At 51.5% G+C, this 19,500-nt stretch carries 22 protein-coding genes; 16 read left to right on the top strand and 6 right to left on the bottom strand.

Annotated features, from left to right (window positions below; genetic code table 11):
* Window positions 1-10: 10 nt before the first annotated feature.
* Both kdsD and FQZ95_RS07225 read right to left on the bottom strand, forming a co-directional pair.
* A complete protein-coding gene (kdsD, locus tag FQZ95_RS07230; protein ID WP_001295557.1) occupies window positions 11-997 on the bottom strand; it encodes an arabinose-5-phosphate isomerase KdsD in 987 nt (328 codons plus the stop codon).
* 13 nt (window positions 998-1,010) lie between these two features.
* Window positions 1,011-1,988, bottom strand: a complete 978-nt coding sequence (locus FQZ95_RS07225; protein WP_032185194.1) for a calcium/sodium antiporter — start codon at window positions 1,986-1,988, stop codon at window positions 1,011-1,013.
* A gap of 209 nt (window positions 1,989-2,197) precedes the next feature.
* Between FQZ95_RS07225 and mlaF the strand changes: the two genes are divergently transcribed.
* The 7 genes from mlaF (at window position 2,198) to murA (ending at window position 7,028) form a co-directional block, all read left to right on the top strand.
* Complete coding sequence (gene mlaF / locus FQZ95_RS07220) at window positions 2,198-3,007, top strand: phospholipid ABC transporter ATP-binding protein MlaF (RefSeq protein ID WP_000438245.1); 810 nt, start codon at window positions 2,198-2,200, stop codon at window positions 3,005-3,007.
* Between the two features lie 7 nt (window positions 3,008-3,014).
* A complete protein-coding gene (gene mlaE / locus FQZ95_RS07215) occupies window positions 3,015-3,797 on the top strand; it encodes a lipid asymmetry maintenance ABC transporter permease subunit MlaE (RefSeq protein ID WP_000925795.1) in 783 nt (260 codons plus the stop codon).
* A 4-nt stretch (window positions 3,798-3,801) separates the two neighbouring features.
* On the top strand, window positions 3,802-4,353 hold the full coding sequence (mlaD, locus tag FQZ95_RS07210; protein WP_001296448.1) for an outer membrane lipid asymmetry maintenance protein MlaD: 552 nt from the start codon (window positions 3,802-3,804) through the stop codon (window positions 4,351-4,353).
* Window positions 4,354-4,371: 18 nt separating this feature from the next.
* Window positions 4,372-5,007, top strand: a complete 636-nt coding sequence (mlaC, locus tag FQZ95_RS07205; RefSeq protein ID WP_000476484.1) for a phospholipid-binding protein MlaC — start codon at window positions 4,372-4,374, stop codon at window positions 5,005-5,007.
* Window positions 5,007-5,300: a lipid asymmetry maintenance protein MlaB gene (gene mlaB, locus FQZ95_RS07200; RefSeq protein ID WP_000004488.1), complete on the top strand. Its 294-nt coding sequence runs from the start codon at window positions 5,007-5,009 to the stop codon at window positions 5,298-5,300. Before mlaC ends, mlaB begins: the two co-directional genes overlap by 1 nt.
* Window positions 5,301-5,459: 159 nt before the next feature.
* A complete protein-coding gene (ibaG, locus tag FQZ95_RS07195) occupies window positions 5,460-5,714 on the top strand; it encodes a BolA family iron metabolism protein IbaG (RefSeq protein WP_000429656.1) in 255 nt (84 codons plus the stop codon).
* Window positions 5,715-5,768: 54 nt separating this feature from the next.
* Window positions 5,769-7,028 carry a UDP-N-acetylglucosamine 1-carboxyvinyltransferase gene (gene murA / locus FQZ95_RS07190; RefSeq protein WP_000357278.1) on the top strand — a complete coding sequence of 420 codons (1,260 nt, stop codon included), beginning with the start codon at window positions 5,769-5,771 and terminating at the stop codon, window positions 7,026-7,028.
* Between the two features lie 47 nt (window positions 7,029-7,075).
* Here murA and sfsB read toward each other — a convergent pair whose 3' ends face one another.
* Both sfsB and ispB read right to left on the bottom strand, forming a co-directional pair.
* Window positions 7,076-7,354: a DNA-binding transcriptional regulator SfsB gene (gene sfsB, locus FQZ95_RS07185; protein WP_000445413.1), complete on the bottom strand. Its 279-nt coding sequence runs from the start codon at window positions 7,352-7,354 to the stop codon at window positions 7,076-7,078.
* A 228-nt stretch (window positions 7,355-7,582) separates the two neighbouring features.
* The gene (ispB, locus tag FQZ95_RS07180; protein ID WP_001047331.1) at window positions 7,583-8,554 is read right to left on the bottom strand and encodes an octaprenyl diphosphate synthase; all 972 of its coding nucleotides are present in this window, start codon (window positions 8,552-8,554) and stop codon (window positions 7,583-7,585) included.
* A 258-nt stretch (window positions 8,555-8,812) separates the two neighbouring features.
* Between ispB and rplU the strand changes: the two genes are divergently transcribed.
* The 4 genes from rplU (at window position 8,813) to cgtA (ending at window position 11,682) form a co-directional block, all read left to right on the top strand.
* Window positions 8,813-9,124 (top strand): 50S ribosomal protein L21, encoded by a 312-nt coding sequence (rplU, locus tag FQZ95_RS07175; RefSeq protein ID WP_000271401.1) that lies wholly within the window; start codon window positions 8,813-8,815, stop codon window positions 9,122-9,124.
* Between the two features lie 20 nt (window positions 9,125-9,144).
* Window positions 9,145-9,402 (top strand): 50S ribosomal protein L27, encoded by a 258-nt coding sequence (gene rpmA / locus FQZ95_RS07170; protein WP_000940595.1) that lies wholly within the window; start codon window positions 9,145-9,147, stop codon window positions 9,400-9,402.
* A gap of 126 nt (window positions 9,403-9,528) precedes the next feature.
* Window positions 9,529-10,494, top strand: a complete 966-nt coding sequence (locus FQZ95_RS07165) for a DMT family transporter (protein ID WP_000813040.1) — start codon at window positions 9,529-9,531, stop codon at window positions 10,492-10,494.
* A gap of 15 nt (window positions 10,495-10,509) precedes the next feature.
* Window positions 10,510-11,682, top strand: coding sequence for an Obg family GTPase CgtA (gene cgtA / locus FQZ95_RS07160; protein ID WP_000673561.1), 1,173 nt, complete (start codon window positions 10,510-10,512; stop codon window positions 11,680-11,682).
* A gap of 40 nt (window positions 11,683-11,722) precedes the next feature.
* Here the strand turns inward: cgtA and dacB are convergent, their stop codons facing one another.
* Window positions 11,723-13,156 carry a serine-type D-Ala-D-Ala carboxypeptidase gene (dacB, locus tag FQZ95_RS07155; RefSeq protein WP_001212632.1) on the bottom strand — a complete coding sequence of 478 codons (1,434 nt, stop codon included), beginning with the start codon at window positions 13,154-13,156 and terminating at the stop codon, window positions 11,723-11,725.
* A 247-nt stretch (window positions 13,157-13,403) separates the two neighbouring features.
* On the opposite strand from dacB, the gene greA reads away from it, so the two are divergent.
* Window positions 13,404-13,880: a transcription elongation factor GreA gene (greA, locus tag FQZ95_RS07150; protein ID WP_001148001.1), complete on the top strand. Its 477-nt coding sequence runs from the start codon at window positions 13,404-13,406 to the stop codon at window positions 13,878-13,880.
* A 155-nt stretch (window positions 13,881-14,035) separates the two neighbouring features.
* Here the strand turns inward: greA and yhbY are convergent, their stop codons facing one another.
* Window positions 14,036-14,329: a ribosome assembly RNA-binding protein YhbY gene (gene yhbY / locus FQZ95_RS07145; protein WP_001054420.1), complete on the bottom strand. Its 294-nt coding sequence runs from the start codon at window positions 14,327-14,329 to the stop codon at window positions 14,036-14,038.
* 125 nt (window positions 14,330-14,454) lie between these two features.
* Between yhbY and rlmE the strand changes: the two genes are divergently transcribed.
* From rlmE to glmM, 4 genes are all read left to right on the top strand, one after another.
* A complete protein-coding gene (gene rlmE / locus FQZ95_RS07140; protein WP_000145975.1) occupies window positions 14,455-15,084 on the top strand; it encodes a 23S rRNA (uridine(2552)-2'-O)-methyltransferase RlmE in 630 nt (209 codons plus the stop codon).
* 99 nt (window positions 15,085-15,183) lie between these two features.
* The gene (gene ftsH / locus FQZ95_RS07135) at window positions 15,184-17,118 is read left to right on the top strand and encodes an ATP-dependent zinc metalloprotease FtsH (protein ID WP_001107467.1); all 1,935 of its coding nucleotides are present in this window, start codon (window positions 15,184-15,186) and stop codon (window positions 17,116-17,118) included.
* 89 nt (window positions 17,119-17,207) lie between these two features.
* Entirely contained in the window at window positions 17,208-18,056 is an 849-nt protein-coding gene (folP, locus tag FQZ95_RS07130; protein WP_000764731.1) for a dihydropteroate synthase, read from the top strand.
* Window positions 18,049-19,386: a phosphoglucosamine mutase gene (gene glmM / locus FQZ95_RS07125; protein ID WP_000071137.1), complete on the top strand. Its 1,338-nt coding sequence runs from the start codon at window positions 18,049-18,051 to the stop codon at window positions 19,384-19,386. Before folP ends, glmM begins: the two co-directional genes overlap by 8 nt.
* Window positions 19,387-19,500 lie beyond the last annotated feature (114 nt).

Below are 19,500 nucleotides of genomic sequence, written 5' to 3'. Positions count from 1 at the left end.
CCTTGAATCTTTACACTACGCCTGCACGCAGTAAATCATGCATATGTAACACACCGAGTAAATGGTCGCCATCGGCAACCATCACGGAGGTGATATGGCGGGACTGCATTAAGTTCAGTGCCTCAACGGCCAGAATGCCAGGGCGTACACGTATTCCCCCCGGCGTCATCACATCGGCAATACTTAACTGACGAACATCCACACCCATATCGAAGACACGGCGTAAATCACCGTCGGTAAAGATGCCTTCAATCATCATATTGTCATCGCAAATGACCGTCATACCAAGATTTTTGCGGGTAACTTCCAGCAACGCGTCGCGCAGGCTGGCCGTTTTCTTAACATGCGGGATCTCATCGCCCGTATGCATAATATCGTTTACGCGCAGCAGAAGTTTACGACCCAGTGCGCCGCCGGGGTGTGAGAGCGCAAAATCTTCAGCAGTAAAGCCGCGTGCTTTTAACAGCGCGACAGCGAGCGCATCGCCCATAACCAGCGTGGCGGTCGTGCTGCTGGTCGGTGCCAGCCCTAACGGACAGGCTTCTTTCGCTACTTTAACACACAGATGCACATCTGCGGCGCGCGCCATGCTGCTCTCCGGGCGACCGGTGATGCAGATTAACGGCACGTGAAGACGCTTAAGCACTGGAATTAAGGCCGTGATTTCGCTGGATTCACCGGAGTTAGAGATAGCAATCACCACGTCCTGCGGGGTGACCATACCCAAATCACCATGAGCAGCTTCACCTGGATGGACGAAAAATGAAGGTGTACCAGTGCTGGCAAACGTTGCCGCCATTTTGCGCCCAATATGCCCCGATTTCCCCATCCCCATGACGACAACTTTCCCTTTACACCAGAACATCTTTTCACAGGCAAGCGTGAAATTCTGATTGATGTATTGATCAAGCTCCGCCAGGCATTCACGTTCAATCGCCAGGACTTCTTTACCTGCTTGCTGAAAGTCAAAACCCGGTTGTAACTCTACGTGCGACATAATGCGTTTCCAGTTATTCAACGAGTATTGGCGATAACCAGTACAACATCGCCAGCCATACGATAAATCCGCCAGTTAATAATACCCCTACACCACGGCCCGGTTGCGGGGAGCGCCGCCAGCACAGCAACGCAAAAATAATGCTCACCAACAACATCACGCTGTAGTCACGGCTGTACGCCAGTGGATCAATCTCTCCAGGCGTTATCAGCGCGGGTAAACCCAACACGATGACAATATTAAAAATGTTTGCGCCAATGATATTCCCGACAGCAATGTCGTTTTCACCTTTGCGAACCCCCGCGATTGCGGTTGCCAGCTCTGGCAGACTGGTTCCGATAGCGATTGCCGTCAGACCCATCGTCAACTCGCTGATGGCAAAGTAATTCGCCAGCACCGTGGCGTTATCAACCACCATCCGCGTGGCCACTGGCATGATGATCAGCGCAATGCCGAGCCATAAAAACGCGACGGGCAATCCGCCTTCACGCGGCAGCTCTGCAAGCTGCTCTCTGGTCAGGCTGTCAGTCCCCTGACGTTCAGCCAGACGTGCAAGTTTAACAATGAACAGCAGCCATAGCACAGCCAGAAAGAGGAGAAAGATACCATCGCTGCGACTAAGTTGTCCGTCATAGAGTACGGAACCGGCCACCACACTGACCAACAACATTAAGGGTAATTCGCGGCGCAGAACATCGGAATGGACGGTAAAAGGACGTACCAGCGCAGCCAGACCGAGGATCAGCAAAATATTGATAATGTTTGATCCGAGGGCTACACCAACGGCTAAATCGCGTTGTTCGTGCAGTGATGCGGCAAGCGAAACGATGATTTCTGGTAACGATGTGCCAATACTGACCACCGTCATGCCGATGATCAGTGGCGGTATGCCAAAGGATCGGCAAAGAATGGACGCGGCAAATACCAGGCGGTCGGCACTGTAAACGACCAAAAGTAAACCAACAATTAACAGTGCCGTAGCTAAAAGCATCTAACGTCCTTTCTTCAGGTATACTCGCCGGTCCGCTGAAGATTTTCAGAAAGCCGTAACGGATTCTTAATTTTGACTTTATGCGGCTAAAAAGTAAAACAAATGCCAGCTTTCGCTAACCACGGCGGGTAATATTCTGTAAATATGTTGGGTTCAAGGTTAAATTGAGCGCCATGCTTAGAAAATCAACGCAAGACGAAGGGTGAATTATGGAGCAGTCTGTGGCGAATTTAGTCGATATGCGCGATGTCAGTTTTACGCGTGGCAATCGCTGCATCTTCGATAATATTTCCCTGACCGTGCCGCGAGGGAAGATCACGGCGATCATGGGACCATCGGGCATCGGTAAAACGACGCTACTCCGTCTGATTGGCGGGCAAATCGCACCAGATCATGGTGAGATCCTTTTCGATGGTGAGAATATTCCGGCGATGTCTCGTTCGCGCCTGTATACAGTGCGCAAACGGATGAGCATGTTGTTTCAGTCCGGGGCGTTGTTCACAGATATGAACGTATTTGACAACGTTGCCTATCCACTACGCGAACATACCCAACTTCCCGCACCTTTATTGCATAGCACAGTGATGATGAAGCTGGAGGCCGTGGGGCTGCGCGGAGCGGCTAAACTGATGCCTTCTGAACTTTCCGGAGGGATGGCGCGGCGTGCAGCGCTGGCGCGAGCAATTGCGCTGGAGCCGGATCTCATCATGTTTGATGAACCCTTTGTTGGGCAAGATCCCATCACCATGGGCGTACTGGTGAAGCTGATTTCTGAGCTGAACAGCGCGCTGGGCGTGACTTGTGTGGTGGTTTCTCACGATGTGCCGGAAGTGTTAAGTATTGCGGATCACGCCTGGATCCTGGCGGACAAAAAAATTGTCGCTCATGGCAGTGCTCAGGCGTTGCAGGCGAATCCTGATCCGCGCGTACGTCAGTTTCTGGACGGGATAGCTGACGGGCCTGTTCCGTTCCGCTATCCTGCCGGCGATTATCACGCTGATCTTTTACCAGGGAGTTAAGCCACTCATGCTGTTAAATGCGCTGGCGTCGCTCGGACATAAAGGGATTAAAACCCTGAGAACGTTCGGGCGGGCCGGGTTAATGTTATTCAATGCGCTGGTCGGCAAACCGGAATTTCGCAAACATGCGCCGCTGCTGGTGCGCCAGCTCTATAATGTCGGCGTCCTGTCGATGCTGATTATTGTGGTTTCTGGCGTGTTCATCGGAATGGTGTTGGGGCTGCAAGGTTATCTGGTTCTGACCACTTATAGTGCGGAAACCAGTCTGGGTATGCTGGTGGCGTTATCGCTACTGCGTGAACTGGGGCCGGTGGTTGCCGCGTTGTTGTTTGCCGGGCGTGCTGGTTCGGCGCTAACCGCAGAAATCGGCCTGATGCGCGCTACAGAGCAACTCTCCAGTATGGAGATGATGGCGGTGGATCCGTTGCGTCGGGTTATTTCTCCCCGTTTCTGGGCTGGGGTTATTTCATTACCACTGTTGACGGTTATCTTCGTCGCCGTGGGGATCTGGGGCGGATCTCTGGTCGGCGTCAGTTGGAAAGGCATTGATAGCGGGTTCTTCTGGTCGGCAATGCAAAATGCCGTCGACTGGCGTATGGATCTGGTCAACTGTCTGATTAAGAGCGTGGTGTTCGCCATCACGGTGACGTGGATTTCGTTGTTTAACGGCTACGACGCCATCCCGACGTCTGCCGGGATTAGCCGGGCAACCACTCGCACCGTTGTCCACTCGTCTCTGGCTGTTCTGGGGCTGGATTTTGTGCTGACCGCATTGATGTTTGGGAATTGAGTTCATGCAAACGAAAAAAAATGAAATTTGGGTGGGTATCTTTTTATTAGCAGCACTGCTGGCGGCGCTGTTTGTTTGCCTGAAGGCGGCGAACGTGACGTCCATACGTACTGAACCGACCTATACGCTTTATGCGACGTTCGATAACATTGGCGGCCTGAAAGCGCGCTCTCCGGTCAGCATTGGTGGCGTTGTTGTGGGCCGGGTGGCGGATATTACGCTGGACCCGAAAACCTATCTGCCACGCGTAACGCTGGAAATTGAACAACGTTATAACCACATTCCTGATACCAGTTCGCTGAGCATCCGTACTTCCGGCCTGCTGGGGGAACAATATCTGGCATTAAACGTCGGTTTTGAAGACCCGGAACTGGGGACTGCTATCCTGAAGGATGGCGATACAATCCAGGACACTAAGTCTGCGATGGTGCTGGAAGATCTCATTGGTCAGTTCCTTTACGGTAGTAAAGGCGATGACAATAAGAATAGTGGCGATGCGCCAGCTGCTGCGCCAGGTAATAATGAAACCACTGAACCTGTGGGTACAACGAAATAATTTCAGGAGAACCGACGCATGTTTAAACGTTTAATGATGGTCGCTTTGCTGGTGATTGCACCGCTGAGTGCGGCAACCGCGGCAGACCAGACCAATCCGTATAAGCTGATGGACGAGGCGGCGCAGAAAACGTTCGATCGCCTGAAGAATGAGCAACCGCAAATTCGGGCTAACCCGGATTATCTGCGTACCATTGTTGATCAGGAACTGCTGCCATATGTACAGGTGAAATATGCCGGGGCTCTGGTTCTGGGCCAGTATTACAAGAGTGCGACTCCCGCCCAGCGTGATGCTTACTTTGCCGCTTTCCGTGAGTATCTGAAGCAGGCTTACGGTCAGGCATTGGCGATGTATCATGGTCAGACTTATCAGATCGCGCCAGAACAGCCTCTGGGTGATAAAACCATTGTGCCTATTCGCGTGACCATTATTGACCCGAATGGCCGCCCGCCGGTGCGTCTGGACTTCCAGTGGCGTAAAAACTCCCAGACGGGCAACTGGCAGGCTTACGACATGATTGCAGAGGGTGTCAGCATGATCACCACCAAACAAAATGAGTGGGGGACGCTGCTGCGTACCAAAGGTATCGACGGCCTGACTGCGCAACTGAAATCGATTTCTCAACAGAAAATCACTCTGGAAGAGAAAAAGTAATGAGCGAGTCACTGAGCTGGATGCAGACGGGTGACACGCTGGCGTTATCCGGAGAGCTGGATCAGGACGTTCTGCTACCGCTTTGGGAAATGCGTGAGGAGGCGGTGAAGGGGATTACCTGCATCGATCTTAGCCGTGTATCCCGCGTTGATACAGGTGGACTGGCGCTGCTGCTCCATCTTATCGATCTGGCGAAAAAGCAGGGCAACAATGTGACGCTTCAGGGGGTAAACGACAAAGTGTATACCCTGGCGAAATTGTATAATTTGCCTGCTGATGTTCTGCCTCGTTAAATTTTTTCAGGCCGGATAAGGCGTTAACCGCCTGTCCGGCAATCCTGCCTGCAAGTCGAGCCTTGTCTGATTTATCAGCGAGGCTTTTTGCTTATTTATGCCAGCGCAACTTTGCTCTAAGATGTTTCGCTGGTTTATTAACTGATGATTGAAGATCCCATGGAAAATAATGAAATTCAGAGCGTGTTGATGAACGCTCTCTCCCTCCAGGAAGTCCACGTTTCCGGCGATGGCAGCCACTTTCAGGTTATTGCCGTGGGTGAGTTGTTTGACGGCATGAGTCGGGTTAAAAAACAGCAGACGGTCTATGGCCCGCTGATGGAATATATTGCGGATAACCGCATTCATGCTGTGTCGATCAAAGCGTATACCCCTGCGGAGTGGGCACGCGATCGCAAACTGAACGGCTTTTGAGCTATGGGCGATTCGCCGGTAGCGGATATGAATTGTTAACTGAGAACAAACTAAATGGATAAATTTCGTGTTCAGGGGCCAACGAAGCTCCAGGGCGAAGTCACAATTTCCGGCGCTAAAAATGCTGCTCTGCCTATTCTTTTTGCCGCACTACTGGCGGAAGAACCGGTAGAGATCCAGAACGTCCCGAAACTGAAAGACGTTGATACATCAATGAAGCTGCTAAGCCAGCTGGGTGCGAAAGTAGAGCGTAATGGTTCTGTGCATATTGATGCCCGCGAGGTTAATGTATTCTGCGCACCTTACGATCTGGTTAAAACCATGCGTGCTTCTATCTGGGCACTGGGGCCGCTGGTAGCGCGCTTTGGGCAGGGGCAAGTTTCACTGCCTGGCGGTTGTACGATCGGTGCGCGTCCGGTTGATCTACACATTTCTGGCCTCGAACAATTAGGCGCGACCATCAAACTGGAAGAAGGTTACGTTAAAGCTTCCGTCGACGGTCGTCTGAAAGGCGCACATATCGTGATGGATAAAGTCAGCGTTGGCGCAACGGTGACCATCATGTGTGCTGCAACCCTGGCGGAAGGCACCACGATTATTGAAAACGCAGCGCGTGAACCGGAAATCGTCGATACCGCGAACTTCCTGATTACGCTGGGTGCGAAAATTAGCGGTCAGGGCACCGATCGTATCATCATCGAAGGTGTGGAACGTTTAGGCGGCGGTGTCTATCGCGTGCTGCCGGATCGTATCGAAACCGGTACTTTCCTTGTGGCTGCGGCGATCTCTCGCGGCAAAATTATCTGCCGTAACGCACAGCCAGATACTCTTGACGCTGTGCTGGCGAAATTGCGTGACGCTGGAGCGGACATTGAAGTCGGCGAAGACTGGATTAGCCTGGATATGCATGGCAAACGGCCGAAAGCTGTTAACGTACGTACCGCGCCGCATCCGGCATTCCCGACCGATATGCAGGCCCAGTTCACACTGCTGAACCTGGTGGCAGAAGGCACCGGATTCATCACCGAAACGGTCTTTGAAAACCGCTTTATGCACGTACCAGAGCTGAGTCGTATGGGCGCGCATGCTGAAATTGAAAGTAATACCGTTATTTGTCACGGTGTTGAAAAACTTTCTGGCGCACAGGTTATGGCAACCGATCTACGTGCTTCAGCAAGCCTGGTGCTGGCTGGTTGTATTGCGGAAGGGACAACGGTGGTTGATCGTATTTATCACATCGATCGTGGCTACGAACGTATTGAAGACAAACTGCGCGCTTTAGGTGCAAATATTGAGCGTGTGAAAGGCGAGTAATCGTCCGAGAGCTGGCAGCCCCGTTCGCGGGGCTACCGCCAGACCACTCATTTTTTCGGTTTAGTGTAGCTACGCATCAACTGCGTTCTGTCGATAAACTCATGGGTCTGCGGATCATGGTAGCGTGATGGCCAGATAACCCAGGGGTCAGTTCCCAGGGCTTTCGCAATAATCATCTCTCCTTTCGGCCATGGGCGCGATAATGCGTTCGCCAGCGTTGAGGAACTCAAACCATTTCTACGAGATTCCGCCGCCATTGACGTTCCTTTCTTGCGTAAACCCGCAATGATGTCAGCGGGATGCCAGTCAATGAAATTACTTTCCATCTTTCCTCACTCCTTAAGTTAGTCGCTTTCATTCAGAACACTTCTTCTGTCGAGCATCACTATACTCCTGATGGCCTATTGCTCTAAAAAGTTCCTATAAAGAGTGTGAATATTCAGAATATATAAAGATACATACACTGGTTTTTCAGGCGTTATTACGCTGAATAAGTGTTTTTATGGAACTTATTGGAATCATCCCGCGCACTGCGCGGGATGAGGGGGAGGGGATTAACGATCGCGTTGAACAGCGATGTGCGCGAGGCCGATGAGTGCCTCTCGCCACGGGGTGTCCGGGAGCACCTGTAACGCTGCGATGGCTTTGTCTGCTTCTTCCTCGGCACGCTGACGCGTCCATTCAAGAGAGCCACAAGCGTTCATTGCTTCCAGAACCGGTTCCAGAAGATGACGACCGTTACCCTGTTCGATGGCGGTACGAATCATCTGTGCCTGTTCTGGTGTGCCATGATGCATTGCATGCAGCAGCGGCAGCGTCGGTTTACCTTCGTTCAGATCGTCGCCGACGTTTTTACCTAACTGTTCGCCATCGGCATTGTAATCGAGCAAATCGTCGATCAACTGGAAAGCGGTGCCGAGATAACGCCCATAATCTTGCAGGCCTTTCTCCTCCTCCGGCGAACAACCTGCCAGAATCCCGGAACACTGCGCGGCAGCCTCAAACAGACGCGCGGTCTTGCTGTAGATAACGCGCATGTAGTTTTCTTCGGTGATGTCCGGGTCGTTAACGTTCATCAGTTGCAGAACTTCACCTTCTGCGATGACGTTTACGGCTTCAGACATCACTTCCAGCACTTTGAGCGAACCGAGGCTGGTCATCATCTGGAACGCGCGGGTATAAATAAAATCGCCTACCAGCACGCTGGCGGCATTGCCAAATGCGGCGTTGGCGGTAGCTTTACCCCTGCGCATATCTGATTCATCCACAACGTCGTCGTGCAGCAGAGTCGCCGTGTGGATAAACTCGATCAGGGCAGCAATGGTGACATGCGCATTTCCCTCATAGCCAACAGCTCGTGCAGCCAGTACAGCAATCATCGGACGAATACGTTTACCGCCGCCGCTGACGATGTAATAACCTAACTGATTGATCAGTTGGACGTCGGAATTAAGCTGCTCAAGGATTGCCGCATTAACACCCGCCATATCTTGCGCGGTTAACTCATTGATTTTTTCTAAATTCATCGCAAAAGCCGGGCTTTTCGCCCCGATTACCTTACTGTGAACAAAGGCAACTTAGGGTTTATGGTTAGGAATATAGGGTGATTGTACTGAAAAAATGGCACAGATAAACGTTACCGTACAAGTTGTGTTTTTTTTCTTCGTGTATTGACTGTAGCACTTGTCAAAGGCGTGCGTTTTGCGTAATATTCGCGCCCTATTGTGAATATTTATAGCGCACTCTGAATCATTGAAAAGGTGTGCGCGGAAGCGGAGTTTTATATGTACGCGGTTTTCCAAAGTGGTGGTAAACAACACCGAGTAAGCGAAGGTCAGACCGTTCGCCTGGAAAAGCTGGACATCGCAACTGGCGAAACTGTTGAGTTCGCTGAAGTGCTGATGATCGCAAACGGTGAAGAAGTCAAAATCGGCGTTCCTTTCGTTGATGGCGGCGTAATCAAAGCTGAAGTTGTTGCTCACGGTCGTGGCGAGAAAGTTAAAATCGTTAAGTTTCGTCGTCGTAAACACTATCGTAAGCAGCAGGGCCATCGTCAGTGGTTCACTGATGTGAAAATTACTGGCATCAGCGCCTAAGACCTGAGGAGAGATTTCAAATGGCACATAAAAAGGCTGGCGGCTCCACACGTAACGGTCGCGATTCAGAAGCTAAACGCCTGGGCGTTAAGCGTTTCGGTGGCGAATCCGTTCTGGCGGGTAGCATCATCGTTCGTCAACGTGGTACCAAATTCCACGCAGGCGCTAACGTAGGTTGCGGTCGTGACCACACTCTGTTTGCTAAAGCAGACGGTAAAGTGAAATTCGAAGTTAAAGGCCCGAAAAACCGTAAATTTATCAGCATCGAAGCTGAATAAGTTTTTCGCGTCCCGGTAACGGATGAAAGCCCCGCAACACGTTGCGGGGCTTTTTACATTCGATAACCGGTAAAAATTCGCATCGTGCGGCGTTAACTCGCAAATGCGTTTTGTAGGGAATACGGTATGAAGCAGCAGGCAGGCATTGGCATTCTTTTGGCGCTCACCACAGCAATTTGCTGGGGGGCGTTGCCAATTGCAATGAAGCAGGTGCTGGAGGTGATGGAACCTCCGACAATCGTGTTTTACCGTTTCTTGATGGCGAGTATTGGCCTTGGCGCCATTCTTGCGGTGAAGAAGAGGTTGCCGCCATTACGCGTGTTTCGTAAGCCACGCTGGTTGATTTTGTTGGCAGTGGCGACCGCCGGGCTGTTTGGGAACTTCATCCTGTTCAGCTCATCCTTGCAATACCTGAGTCCGACCGCTTCGCAGGTGATTGGGCAACTCTCGCCAGTTGGCATGATGGTTGCCAGCGTATTTATCCTGAAAGAGAAAATGCGCAGCACCCAGGTCGTGGGGGCATTGATGCTCCTGAGCGGCCTGGTGATGTTTTTTAACACCAGTCTGGTTGAGATATTTACAAAGCTCACCGATTACACCTGGGGAGTTATCTTTGGGGTCGGTGCGGCGACGGTTTGGGTGAGTTATGGCGTAGCGCAGAAGGTTTTATTGCGTCGGCTGGCCTCACCGCAGATCCTGTTTTTGCTGTACACTTTATGTACAATTGCGCTCTTCCCTCTGGCAAATCCTGGAGTGATAGCGCAGCTTAGCCACTGGCAGCTCGCATGTTTAATTTTTTGCGGACTGAATACATTGGTAGGATATGGCGCCCTGGCGGAAGCGATGGCTCGCTGGCAGGCAGCGCAGGTGAGCGCGATCATCACGCTCACCCCACTGTTTACGCTGTTTTTTTCAGATCTTTTATCACTGGCCTGGCCCGATTTCTTCGCCAGACCGATGTTAAACCTTTTAGGTTATCTCGGTGCGTTTGTCGTGGTTGCGGGCGCGATGTATTCCGCCATTGGTCATCGTATTTGGGGCGGATTACGTAAGCATACAACGGTGGTATCGCAACCCCGCGCAGGCGAATGATTTACGGAGAATAAAATGAAGTTTGTTGATGAAGCATCGATTCTGGTCGTTGCAGGTGATGGCGGTAATGGTTGCGTGAGTTTCCGCCGCGAAAAATATATTCCGAAAGGCGGCCCGGATGGCGGCGACGGCGGTGACGGTGGTGACGTATGGATGGAAGCCGACGAGAACCTGAACACACTGATCGATTATCGTTTTGAAAAATCTTTCCGTGCAGAACGCGGTCAGAACGGTGCAAGCCGCGATTGTACCGGTAAGCGCGGTAAAGACGTCACGATTAAAGTGCCGGTAGGTACGCGTGTTATCGATCAGGGTACCGGTGAAACCATGGGCGATATGACCAAACACGGTCAGCGTCTGCTGGTTGCCAAGGGGGGCTGGCACGGTCTGGGCAATACCCGCTTCAAATCGTCCGTTAACCGTACGCCACGGCAGAAAACTAACGGTACGCCGGGCGATAAGCGCGAGCTGCTGCTGGAGCTGATGTTGCTGGCTGACGTCGGTATGTTGGGAATGCCGAATGCGGGTAAATCGACCTTTATCCGCGCTGTTTCGGCGGCTAAACCGAAAGTGGCGGATTATCCGTTTACCACTCTGGTACCGAGCCTGGGTGTGGTACGAATGGACAACGAAAAGAGCTTCGTTGTTGCCGATATTCCAGGGCTAATTGAAGGCGCTGCGGAAGGTGCAGGACTGGGGATTCGCTTCCTGAAACACCTGGAACGTTGCCGCGTCTTGTTGCACCTCATCGATATCGATCCGATTGACGGTACCGATCCGGTTGAAAACGCGCGTATTATTATCAGCGAGCTGGAAAAATACAGCCAGGATTTGGCGGCAAAACCACGTTGGTTAGTCTTCAACAAGATCGACCTGCTGGATAAGGCAGAAGCTGAAGAGAAAGCCAAAGCGATCGCGGAGGCGCTGGGCTGGGAAGATAAATATTATCTGATCTCTGCGGCGAGCGGACTGGGCGTGAAAGATCTCTGCTGGGATGTGATGACTTTTATCATTGAAAACCCAGTTGTGCAGGCCGAAGAAGCGAAACAGCCAGAGAAAGTCGAATTCATGTGGGATGATTATCACCGTCAGCAGCTTGAAGAGATTGCTGAAGAGGATGATGAAGACTGGGATGACGACTGGGACGAAGACGACGAAGAAGGCGTTGAGTTCATTTACAAGCGTTAATCAGCTAAACCCCGGCCATGTGCCGGGGTTTCTCTTTAGACTAATTATTCTGATAAATATCTTTATACAAACGGCTTTCAAAACGCACTAACGGAATGCGGCGATTACGCTGATCCGCGGGTTCTACCGCATAGCCAGAAAGATATTGTACAAACGCCATTCGTTGCCCGCTCGCTGTGGTAATGAATCCCGCCAGGTTATATACCCCCTGCAAAGAGCCGGTTTTTGCTGAGACCTTTCCGTCCACGCCAGCCTGATGCAGGCCCGCACGGTACTGCAAAGAGCCGTCATAGCCTGCCAGCGGCAGCATAGAGATAAAGTTAAGTTCATTGTCATGTTGGGCAATGTATTGCAGCACCTGCATCATGGTGGCAGGTGCAATCAGGTTATGCCGCGAAAGCCCTGAACCATCGGCAATAATCGTGTTACCAATATCGATACCAGCTTGCTGACGCAGGATCTGACGTACGGCATCCGATCCGGCCCGCCATGTTCCGGGCACATTGAAGCGCGCATGGCCTATCATGCGGAAAACCGTATCGGCAATCATGTTGTCTGACTTTTTCAGCATAATCTTAAGCAGATCGTGCAACGGGGCCGACTGTTTACTGGCAACTACCGTTCCGGGTTCATTAACCTGAGTCTGGCGCAGCAGTGTTCCGCTCCAGGTGATACCTGCCTGTTTTAACTCATCTTTCAGAATTGCACCGGCATAGCTGGCTCCATCCTGTATGGCAAAAGCCAACGGGAGCGGCTCAGAACGTTGTGGCAGGCATCCGGTCAGCGTAAAGCGGTTCAGGTCGCCTGGCACCACATCCAGCTCGCAATATTGCGCTTCGGCAGAACCACGGGGGAGGGTGCGTACCTGGCTGAACATCGTAACAGGGTAATAAGATGCCACGCGTATAAAGGCCATATCACCGGGTTTTTGGGCACTGTAGAGCGAGACGGAGAAACAGTTGCGGTCAACTATGGCGGCGGCAGGCGGAGCGCTAAAGCATTGTGTCATGTCATTCCACGGCCAGCCGGGTGCTTTATCGTGGCTGGCAAAAATGGAGGTGTCTATCAACACATTACCATCAATTTGGTTGACGCCAGATTTTTTCAAAGTCGTGACCATATTGCGAATATCCTGACGTTTTAACGTCGGATCGGCACCAAATCGCGCCACTAAGTCACCCTTGAGTACGCCGTTTTCCACATTGCCTTTGGTTTCAAGCGTAGTAGTAAAACGAAAATCGGGGCCGAGTTGAATCAACGCCGCCAGCGCAGTAATCACTTTCTGCGTACTGGCGGGCAGCGCCATCTGCTGACTGTGGTAATCAATAGCGGGGGCCGATGCGCCGACTTTTTGCACCATCAGGGCAAGGTTGGCACCAGCGGGGAGTTGAGTAATGTACTCATCAACATTCGCGGCCTGAACACTGAACGCTATACAGCTGGTCAATCCGATGATAAATCTGGAAAATCGCATAATCTCGCGCTAACAACCTGGAATCGAGCCGTCATACTACGGCGCAACGCCCTATAAAGTAAACGATGACCCTGCGGGAACTTCAGGGTAAAATGACTATCAAAATGTGAATTGCAGCTGACCTGGGACTTGTACCCGGGTCGGTATTTTTTTGCTTCTGGTCCCGGTGAGGAGTTATGCCGGGCAGGCCGAACAGCTGGGGTGGGTGGAGACTCGCCCCATCAGGAATATTCAAGAGGTATAACAAATGCAAGCTATTCCGATGACCTTACGCGGCGCTGAAAAATTACGCGAAGAGCTGGATTTTCTGAAATCTGTGCGCCGTCCTGAAATTATTGCTGCTATCGCGGAAGCGCGCGAGCATGGCGACCTGAAAGAAAACGCCGAATACCACGCAGCTCGTGAACAGCAGGGTTTCTGCGAAGGTCGTATCAAAGATATTGAAGCCAAACTGTCGAACGCCCAGGTGATTGATGTCACCAAAATGCCTAACAATGGGCGCGTTATTTTTGGTGCTACCGTAACGGTGTTGAATCTGGATTCTGACGAAGAGCAGACTTATCGCATCGTTGGCGATGACGAAGCTGACTTTAAACAGAACCTGATTTCTGTAAACTCGCCTATTGCCCGTGGCCTGATCGGCAAAGAAGAAGATGATGTTGTGGTCATCAAAACGCCGGGCGGCGAAGTAGAATTTGAAGTAATTAAGGTGGAATACCTGTAAGAATTACCCAATACTCAAGATGTTGATGTATTGTAAAGAAAGGAAAAAGGCCGCTATGCGGCCTTTTATCAACGAACAGAGCGTGGCATTTTGCTCTCCTGCCTGCGGAAAACCCCTCGTTTTACACAGCAAATGTGTGTAACTTTAGGATAATCTTAGCGTGGCAACGAGATTTTACGTTCTTTAGTTGGGCGATAAAGCACCAGCGTTTTACCGATGACCTGTACATTACAGGCGCCGGTTTCGCGCACGATAGCTTCCACGATCAAGGTTTTAGTTTCGCGATCTTCGGTGGCGATTTTCACCTTGATGAGTTCATGGTGCTCTAACGCTTGTTCAATCTCGGCCAGTACCCCTTCGGTCAAACCATTACTGCCAAGCAGAACAACTGGCTTGAGCGGATGTGCCAGACCTTTCAGGTGCTGTTTTTGTTTAGTACTCAGATTCATCGTATTTTTTGCTTACGTTGGGATTGAAAACGGGTCATTCTACCGCCATCTCCCATATATCACCAAATAGGCGCGTAAAAATTTACGCAATTGGTTACGATGAGTTATCCCCATGGGAAAGTTAAATGACAGGTAAGAAGCGTTCTGCCAGCTCCAGCCGCTGGCTTCAGGAACACTTTAGCGATAAATATGTTCAACAGGCACAGAAAAAGGGGTTACGTTCCCGTGCCTGGTTTAAACTTGATGAAATACAGCAAAGTGACAAACTCTTTAAACCGGGAATGACGGTTGTCGACCTTGGTGCTGCTCCGGGTGGTTGGTCACAATATGTGGTCACCCAAATTGGCGGCAAAGGCCGCATCATCGCTTGCGATCTTTTACCTATGGATCCTATCGTTGGTGTGGACTTTCTTCAGGGCGATTTTCGTGATGAACTGGTGATGAAAGCACTGCTGGAGCGCGTTGGCGACAGCAAAGTCCAGGTTGTCATGTCCGATATGGCACCAAACATGAGCGGAACACCGGCGGTGGATATCCCCCGTGCCATGTATCTGGTGGAACTGGCGTTAGAAATGTGTCGTGATGTATTAGCGCCAGGTGGCAGTTTTGTAGTGAAGGTGTTCCAGGGCGAAGGTTTCGATGAGTATCTAAGGGAAATTCGCTCCCTGTTTACGAAGGTCAAAGTTCGTAAGCCGGACTCTTCTCGTGCACGTTCGCGGGAAGTGTATATTGTAGCGACCGGGCGTAAACCCTAACCGGGAGATTTCAGACGAAAGTTTGAAAGATGCTGGATATAGAGTATCCTGACGCTGTTTTTAACACAGTTGTAATAAGAGGTTAATCCCTTGAGTGACATGGCGAAAAACCTAATTCTCTGGCTGGTCATTGCCGTTGTGCTGATGTCAGTATTCCAGAGCTTTGGGCCCAGCGAGTCTAATGGCCGTAAGGTGGATTACTCTACCTTCCTACAAGAGGTCAATAACGACCAGGTTCGTGAAGCGCGTATCAACGGACGTGAAATCAACGTTACCAAGAAAGATAGTAACCGTTATACCACTTACATTCCGGTTCAGGATCCGAAATTACTGGATAACCTGTTGACCAAGAACGTCAAGGTTGTCGGTGAACCGCCTGAAGAACCAAGCCTGCTGGCTTCTATCTTCATCTCCTGGTTCCCGATGCTGTTGCTGATTGGTGTCTGGATCTTCTTCATGCGTCAAATGCAGGGCGGCGGTGGCAAAGGTGCCATGTCGTTCGGTAAGAGCAAAGCGCGCATGCTGACGGAAGATCAGATCAAAACGACCTTTGCTGACGTTGCGGGCTGCGACGAAGCAAAAGAAGAAGTTGCTGAACTGGTTGAGTATCTGCGCGAGCCGAGCCGCTTCCAGAAACTCGGCGGTAAGATCCCGAAAGGCGTCCTGATGGTCGGTCCTCCGGGTACCGGTAAAACGCTGCTGGCGAAAGCGATTGCAGGCGAAGCGAAAGTTCCGTTCTTTACTATCTCCGGTTCTGACTTCGTAGAAATGTTCGTCGGTGTGGGTGCATCCCGTGTTCGTGACATGTTCGAACAGGCGAAGAAAGCGGCTCCGTGCATCATCTTTATCGATGAAATCGACGCCGTAGGCCGCCAGCGTGGCGCAGGTCTGGGCGGTGGTCACGATGAACGTGAACAGACTCTGAACCAGATGCTGGTTGAGATGGATGGCTTCGAAGGTAACGAAGGTATCATCGTTATCGCTGCGACTAACCGTCCGGACGTTCTCGACCCGGCGCTGCTGCGTCCTGGCCGTTTCGACCGTCAGGTTGTGGTTGGCTTGCCAGATGTTCGCGGTCGTGAGCAGATTCTGAAAGTTCACATGCGTCGCGTACCATTGGCACCCGATATCGACGCGGCAATCATTGCCCGTGGTACTCCTGGTTTCTCCGGTGCTGACCTGGCGAACCTGGTGAACGAAGCGGCACTGTTCGCTGCTCGTGGCAACAAACGTGTTGTGTCGATGGTTGAGTTCGAGAAAGCGAAAGACAAAATCATGATGGGTGCGGAACGTCGCTCCATGGTGATGACGGAAGCGCAGAAAGAATCGACTGCTTACCACGAAGCAGGTCACGCGATTATCGGTCGCCTGGTGCCGGAACACGATCCGGTGCACAAAGTAACGATTATCCCGCGCGGTCGTGCGCTGGGTGTGACCTTCTTTTTGCCTGAGGGCGACGCAATCAGCGCCAGCCGTCAGAAACTGGAAAGCCAGATTTCTACACTGTACGGCGGTCGTCTGGCAGAAGAGATCATCTACGGGCCAGAACATGTTTCTACCGGGGCGTCCAACGATATTAAAGTTGCGACCAACCTGGCTCGTAACATGGTTACCCAGTGGGGCTTCTCTGAGAAACTCGGTCCGCTGCTGTATGCGGAAGAAGAAGGTGAAGTGTTCCTCGGTCGTAGCGTAGCGAAAGCGAAACATATGTCCGATGAAACGGCACGTATCATCGACCAGGAAGTGAAAGCACTGATCGAGCGTAACTATAATCGTGCGCGTCAGCTTCTGACCGACAATATGGATATTCTGCATGCGATGAAAGATGCTCTCATGAAATATGAGACTATCGACGCACCGCAGATTGATGACCTGATGGCACGTCGCGATGTACGTCCGCCAGCGGGCTGGGAAGAACCAGGCGCTTCTAACAATTCTGGCGACAATGGTAGTCCAAAGGCTCCGCGTCCGGTTGATGAACCGCGTACGCCGAACCCGGGTAACACCATGTCAGAGCAGTTAGGCGACAAGTAAGTTCCCGCATTAGATGACTGTATTTGTACTGAAAACCCCGGGGCGTGCTCCGGGGTTTTTTCTTATCAATTCATACCAGGGATAACATCATGAAACTCTTTGCCCAGGGCACTTCACTGGACCTTAGCCATCCTCACGTAATGGGGATCCTCAACGTTACGCCTGATTCCTTTTCGGATGGTGGCACGCATAACTCGCTGATAGATGCGGTGAAACATGCGAATCTGATGATCAACGCTGGCGCGACGATCATTGACGTTGGTGGCGAGTCCACGCGCCCAGGGGCGGCGGAAGTTAGCGTTGAAGAAGAGTTGCAACGTGTTATTCCTGTGGTTGAGGCAATTGCTCAACGCTTCGAAGTCTGGATCTCGGTAGATACTTCCAAACCAGAAGTCATCCGTGAGTCAGCGAAAGTTGGTGCTCACATTATTAACGATATTCGCTCTCTTTCCGAACCTGGCGCTCTGGAAGCTGCTGCAGAAACCGGTTTGCCAGTTTGCCTGATGCATATGCAGGGAAATCCAAAAACCATGCAGGAAGCCCCGAAGTATGATGATGTCTTTGCGGAAGTGAATCGCTACTTTATTGAGCAGATAGCTCGTTGTGAGCAGGCGGGTATCGCAAAAGAGAAATTGTTGCTCGACCCCGGATTCGGTTTCGGTAAAAATCTCTCCCATAACTATTCATTACTGGCGCGCCTGGCTGAATTTCACCATTTCAACCTGCCGCTGTTGGTGGGTATGTCACGAAAATCGATGATTGGGCAGCTGCTTAACGTGGGGCCGTCCGAGCGCCTGAGCGGTAGTTTGGCCTGTGCGGTCATTGCCGCAATGCAAGGTGCGCACATCATTCGTGTTCATGACGTCAAAGAAACCGTAGAAGCGATGCGGGTGGTGGAAGCCACTCTGTCTGCAAAGGAAAACAAACGCTATGAGTAATCGTAAATATTTCGGTACCGATGGGATTCGTGGTCGTGTAGGGGATGCGCCGATCACCCCTGATTTTGTACTTAAGTTGGGTTGGGCCGCCGGTAAAGTGCTGGCGCGCCACGGCTCGCGTAAGATCATTATTGGTAAAGACACGCGTATTTCTGGCTATATGCTGGAGTCAGCACTGGAAGCGGGTCTGGCGGCTGCGGGCCTTTCCGCACTCTTTACAGGCCCGATGCCTACACCTGCCGTGGCTTATCTGACGCGTACCTTCCGCGCAGAGGCCGGGATTGTAATTTCTGCATCGCATAACCCATTCTACGATAACGGCATTAAATTCTTTTCTATTGACGGTACTAAGCTGCCGGATGCAGTTGAAGAAGCCATCGAAGCGGAAATGGAAAAAGAGATCAGCTGTGTTGATTCGGCAGAACTGGGTAAAGCCAGCCGTATCGTTGATGCTGCGGGTCGCTATATCGAGTTTTGCAAAGCCACGTTCCCGAACGAACTTAGCCTCAGTGAACTGAAGATTGTGGTGGATTGCGCAAATGGCGCGACTTATCACATCGCGCCGAACGTACTGCGTGAACTGGGGGCGAACGTTATCGCTATCGGTTGTGAGCCGAACGGCGTAAACATCAATGCCGAAGTGGGGGCAACTGATGTTCGTGCGTTACAGGCGCGCGTACTGGCTGAAAAAGCAGATCTTGGTATCGCCTTTGACGGTGACGGCGACCGCGTGATTATGGTTGACCATGAAGGCAATAAAGTCGATGGCGACCAGATTATGTATATCATCGCGCGCGAAGGTCTGCGTCAGGGCCAACTGCGTGGTGGCGCGGTGGGTACATTGATGAGCAACATGGGGCTGGAACTCGCCCTGAAACAGCTAGGAATTCCGTTTGCTCGTGCGAAAGTGGGCGATCGCTACGTACTGGAAAAAATGCAGGAGAAAGGCTGGCGTATCGGTGCAGAGAACTCTGGTCATGTGATCCTGCTGGATAAAACCACAACCGGTGACGGCATCGTTGCTGGTTTGCAGGTGCTGGCGGCGATGGCGCGTAACCATATGAGCCTGCACGACCTTTGCAGTGGTATGAAAATGTTCCCGCAGATTCTGGTTAACGTGCGTTACACCGCAGGTAGTGGCGATCCGCTGGAGCATGAATCAGTCAAAGCTGTAACCGCAGAAGTTGAAGCGGCGCTGGGTAGCCGTGGACGTGTGCTGTTGCGTAAATCCGGCACCGAACCGTTAATTCGCGTGATGGTGGAAGGCGAAGACGAAGCGCAGGTGACTGAATTTGCACACCGCATCGCCGATGCAGTAAAAGCCGTTTAACGCGTTATATAACTGGCTAAAAAGGCGGCGATTGTCGCCTTTTTTCTCAGCGAACACATCGGTTTTGCTGTTTTTTTCCGCAGTTGATACAATGCGATAAAATTGCCCTTGCGA

The organism is Escherichia sp. HH41S (assembly GCF_009820115.1).
In the GTDB taxonomy this organism is placed as follows: Bacteria; Pseudomonadota; Gammaproteobacteria; order Enterobacterales; family Enterobacteriaceae; genus Escherichia; species Escherichia coli_F.
Note: the sequence above shows the minus strand (reverse complement) of the source record. Positions and strands in the feature narration are given on the sequence as shown.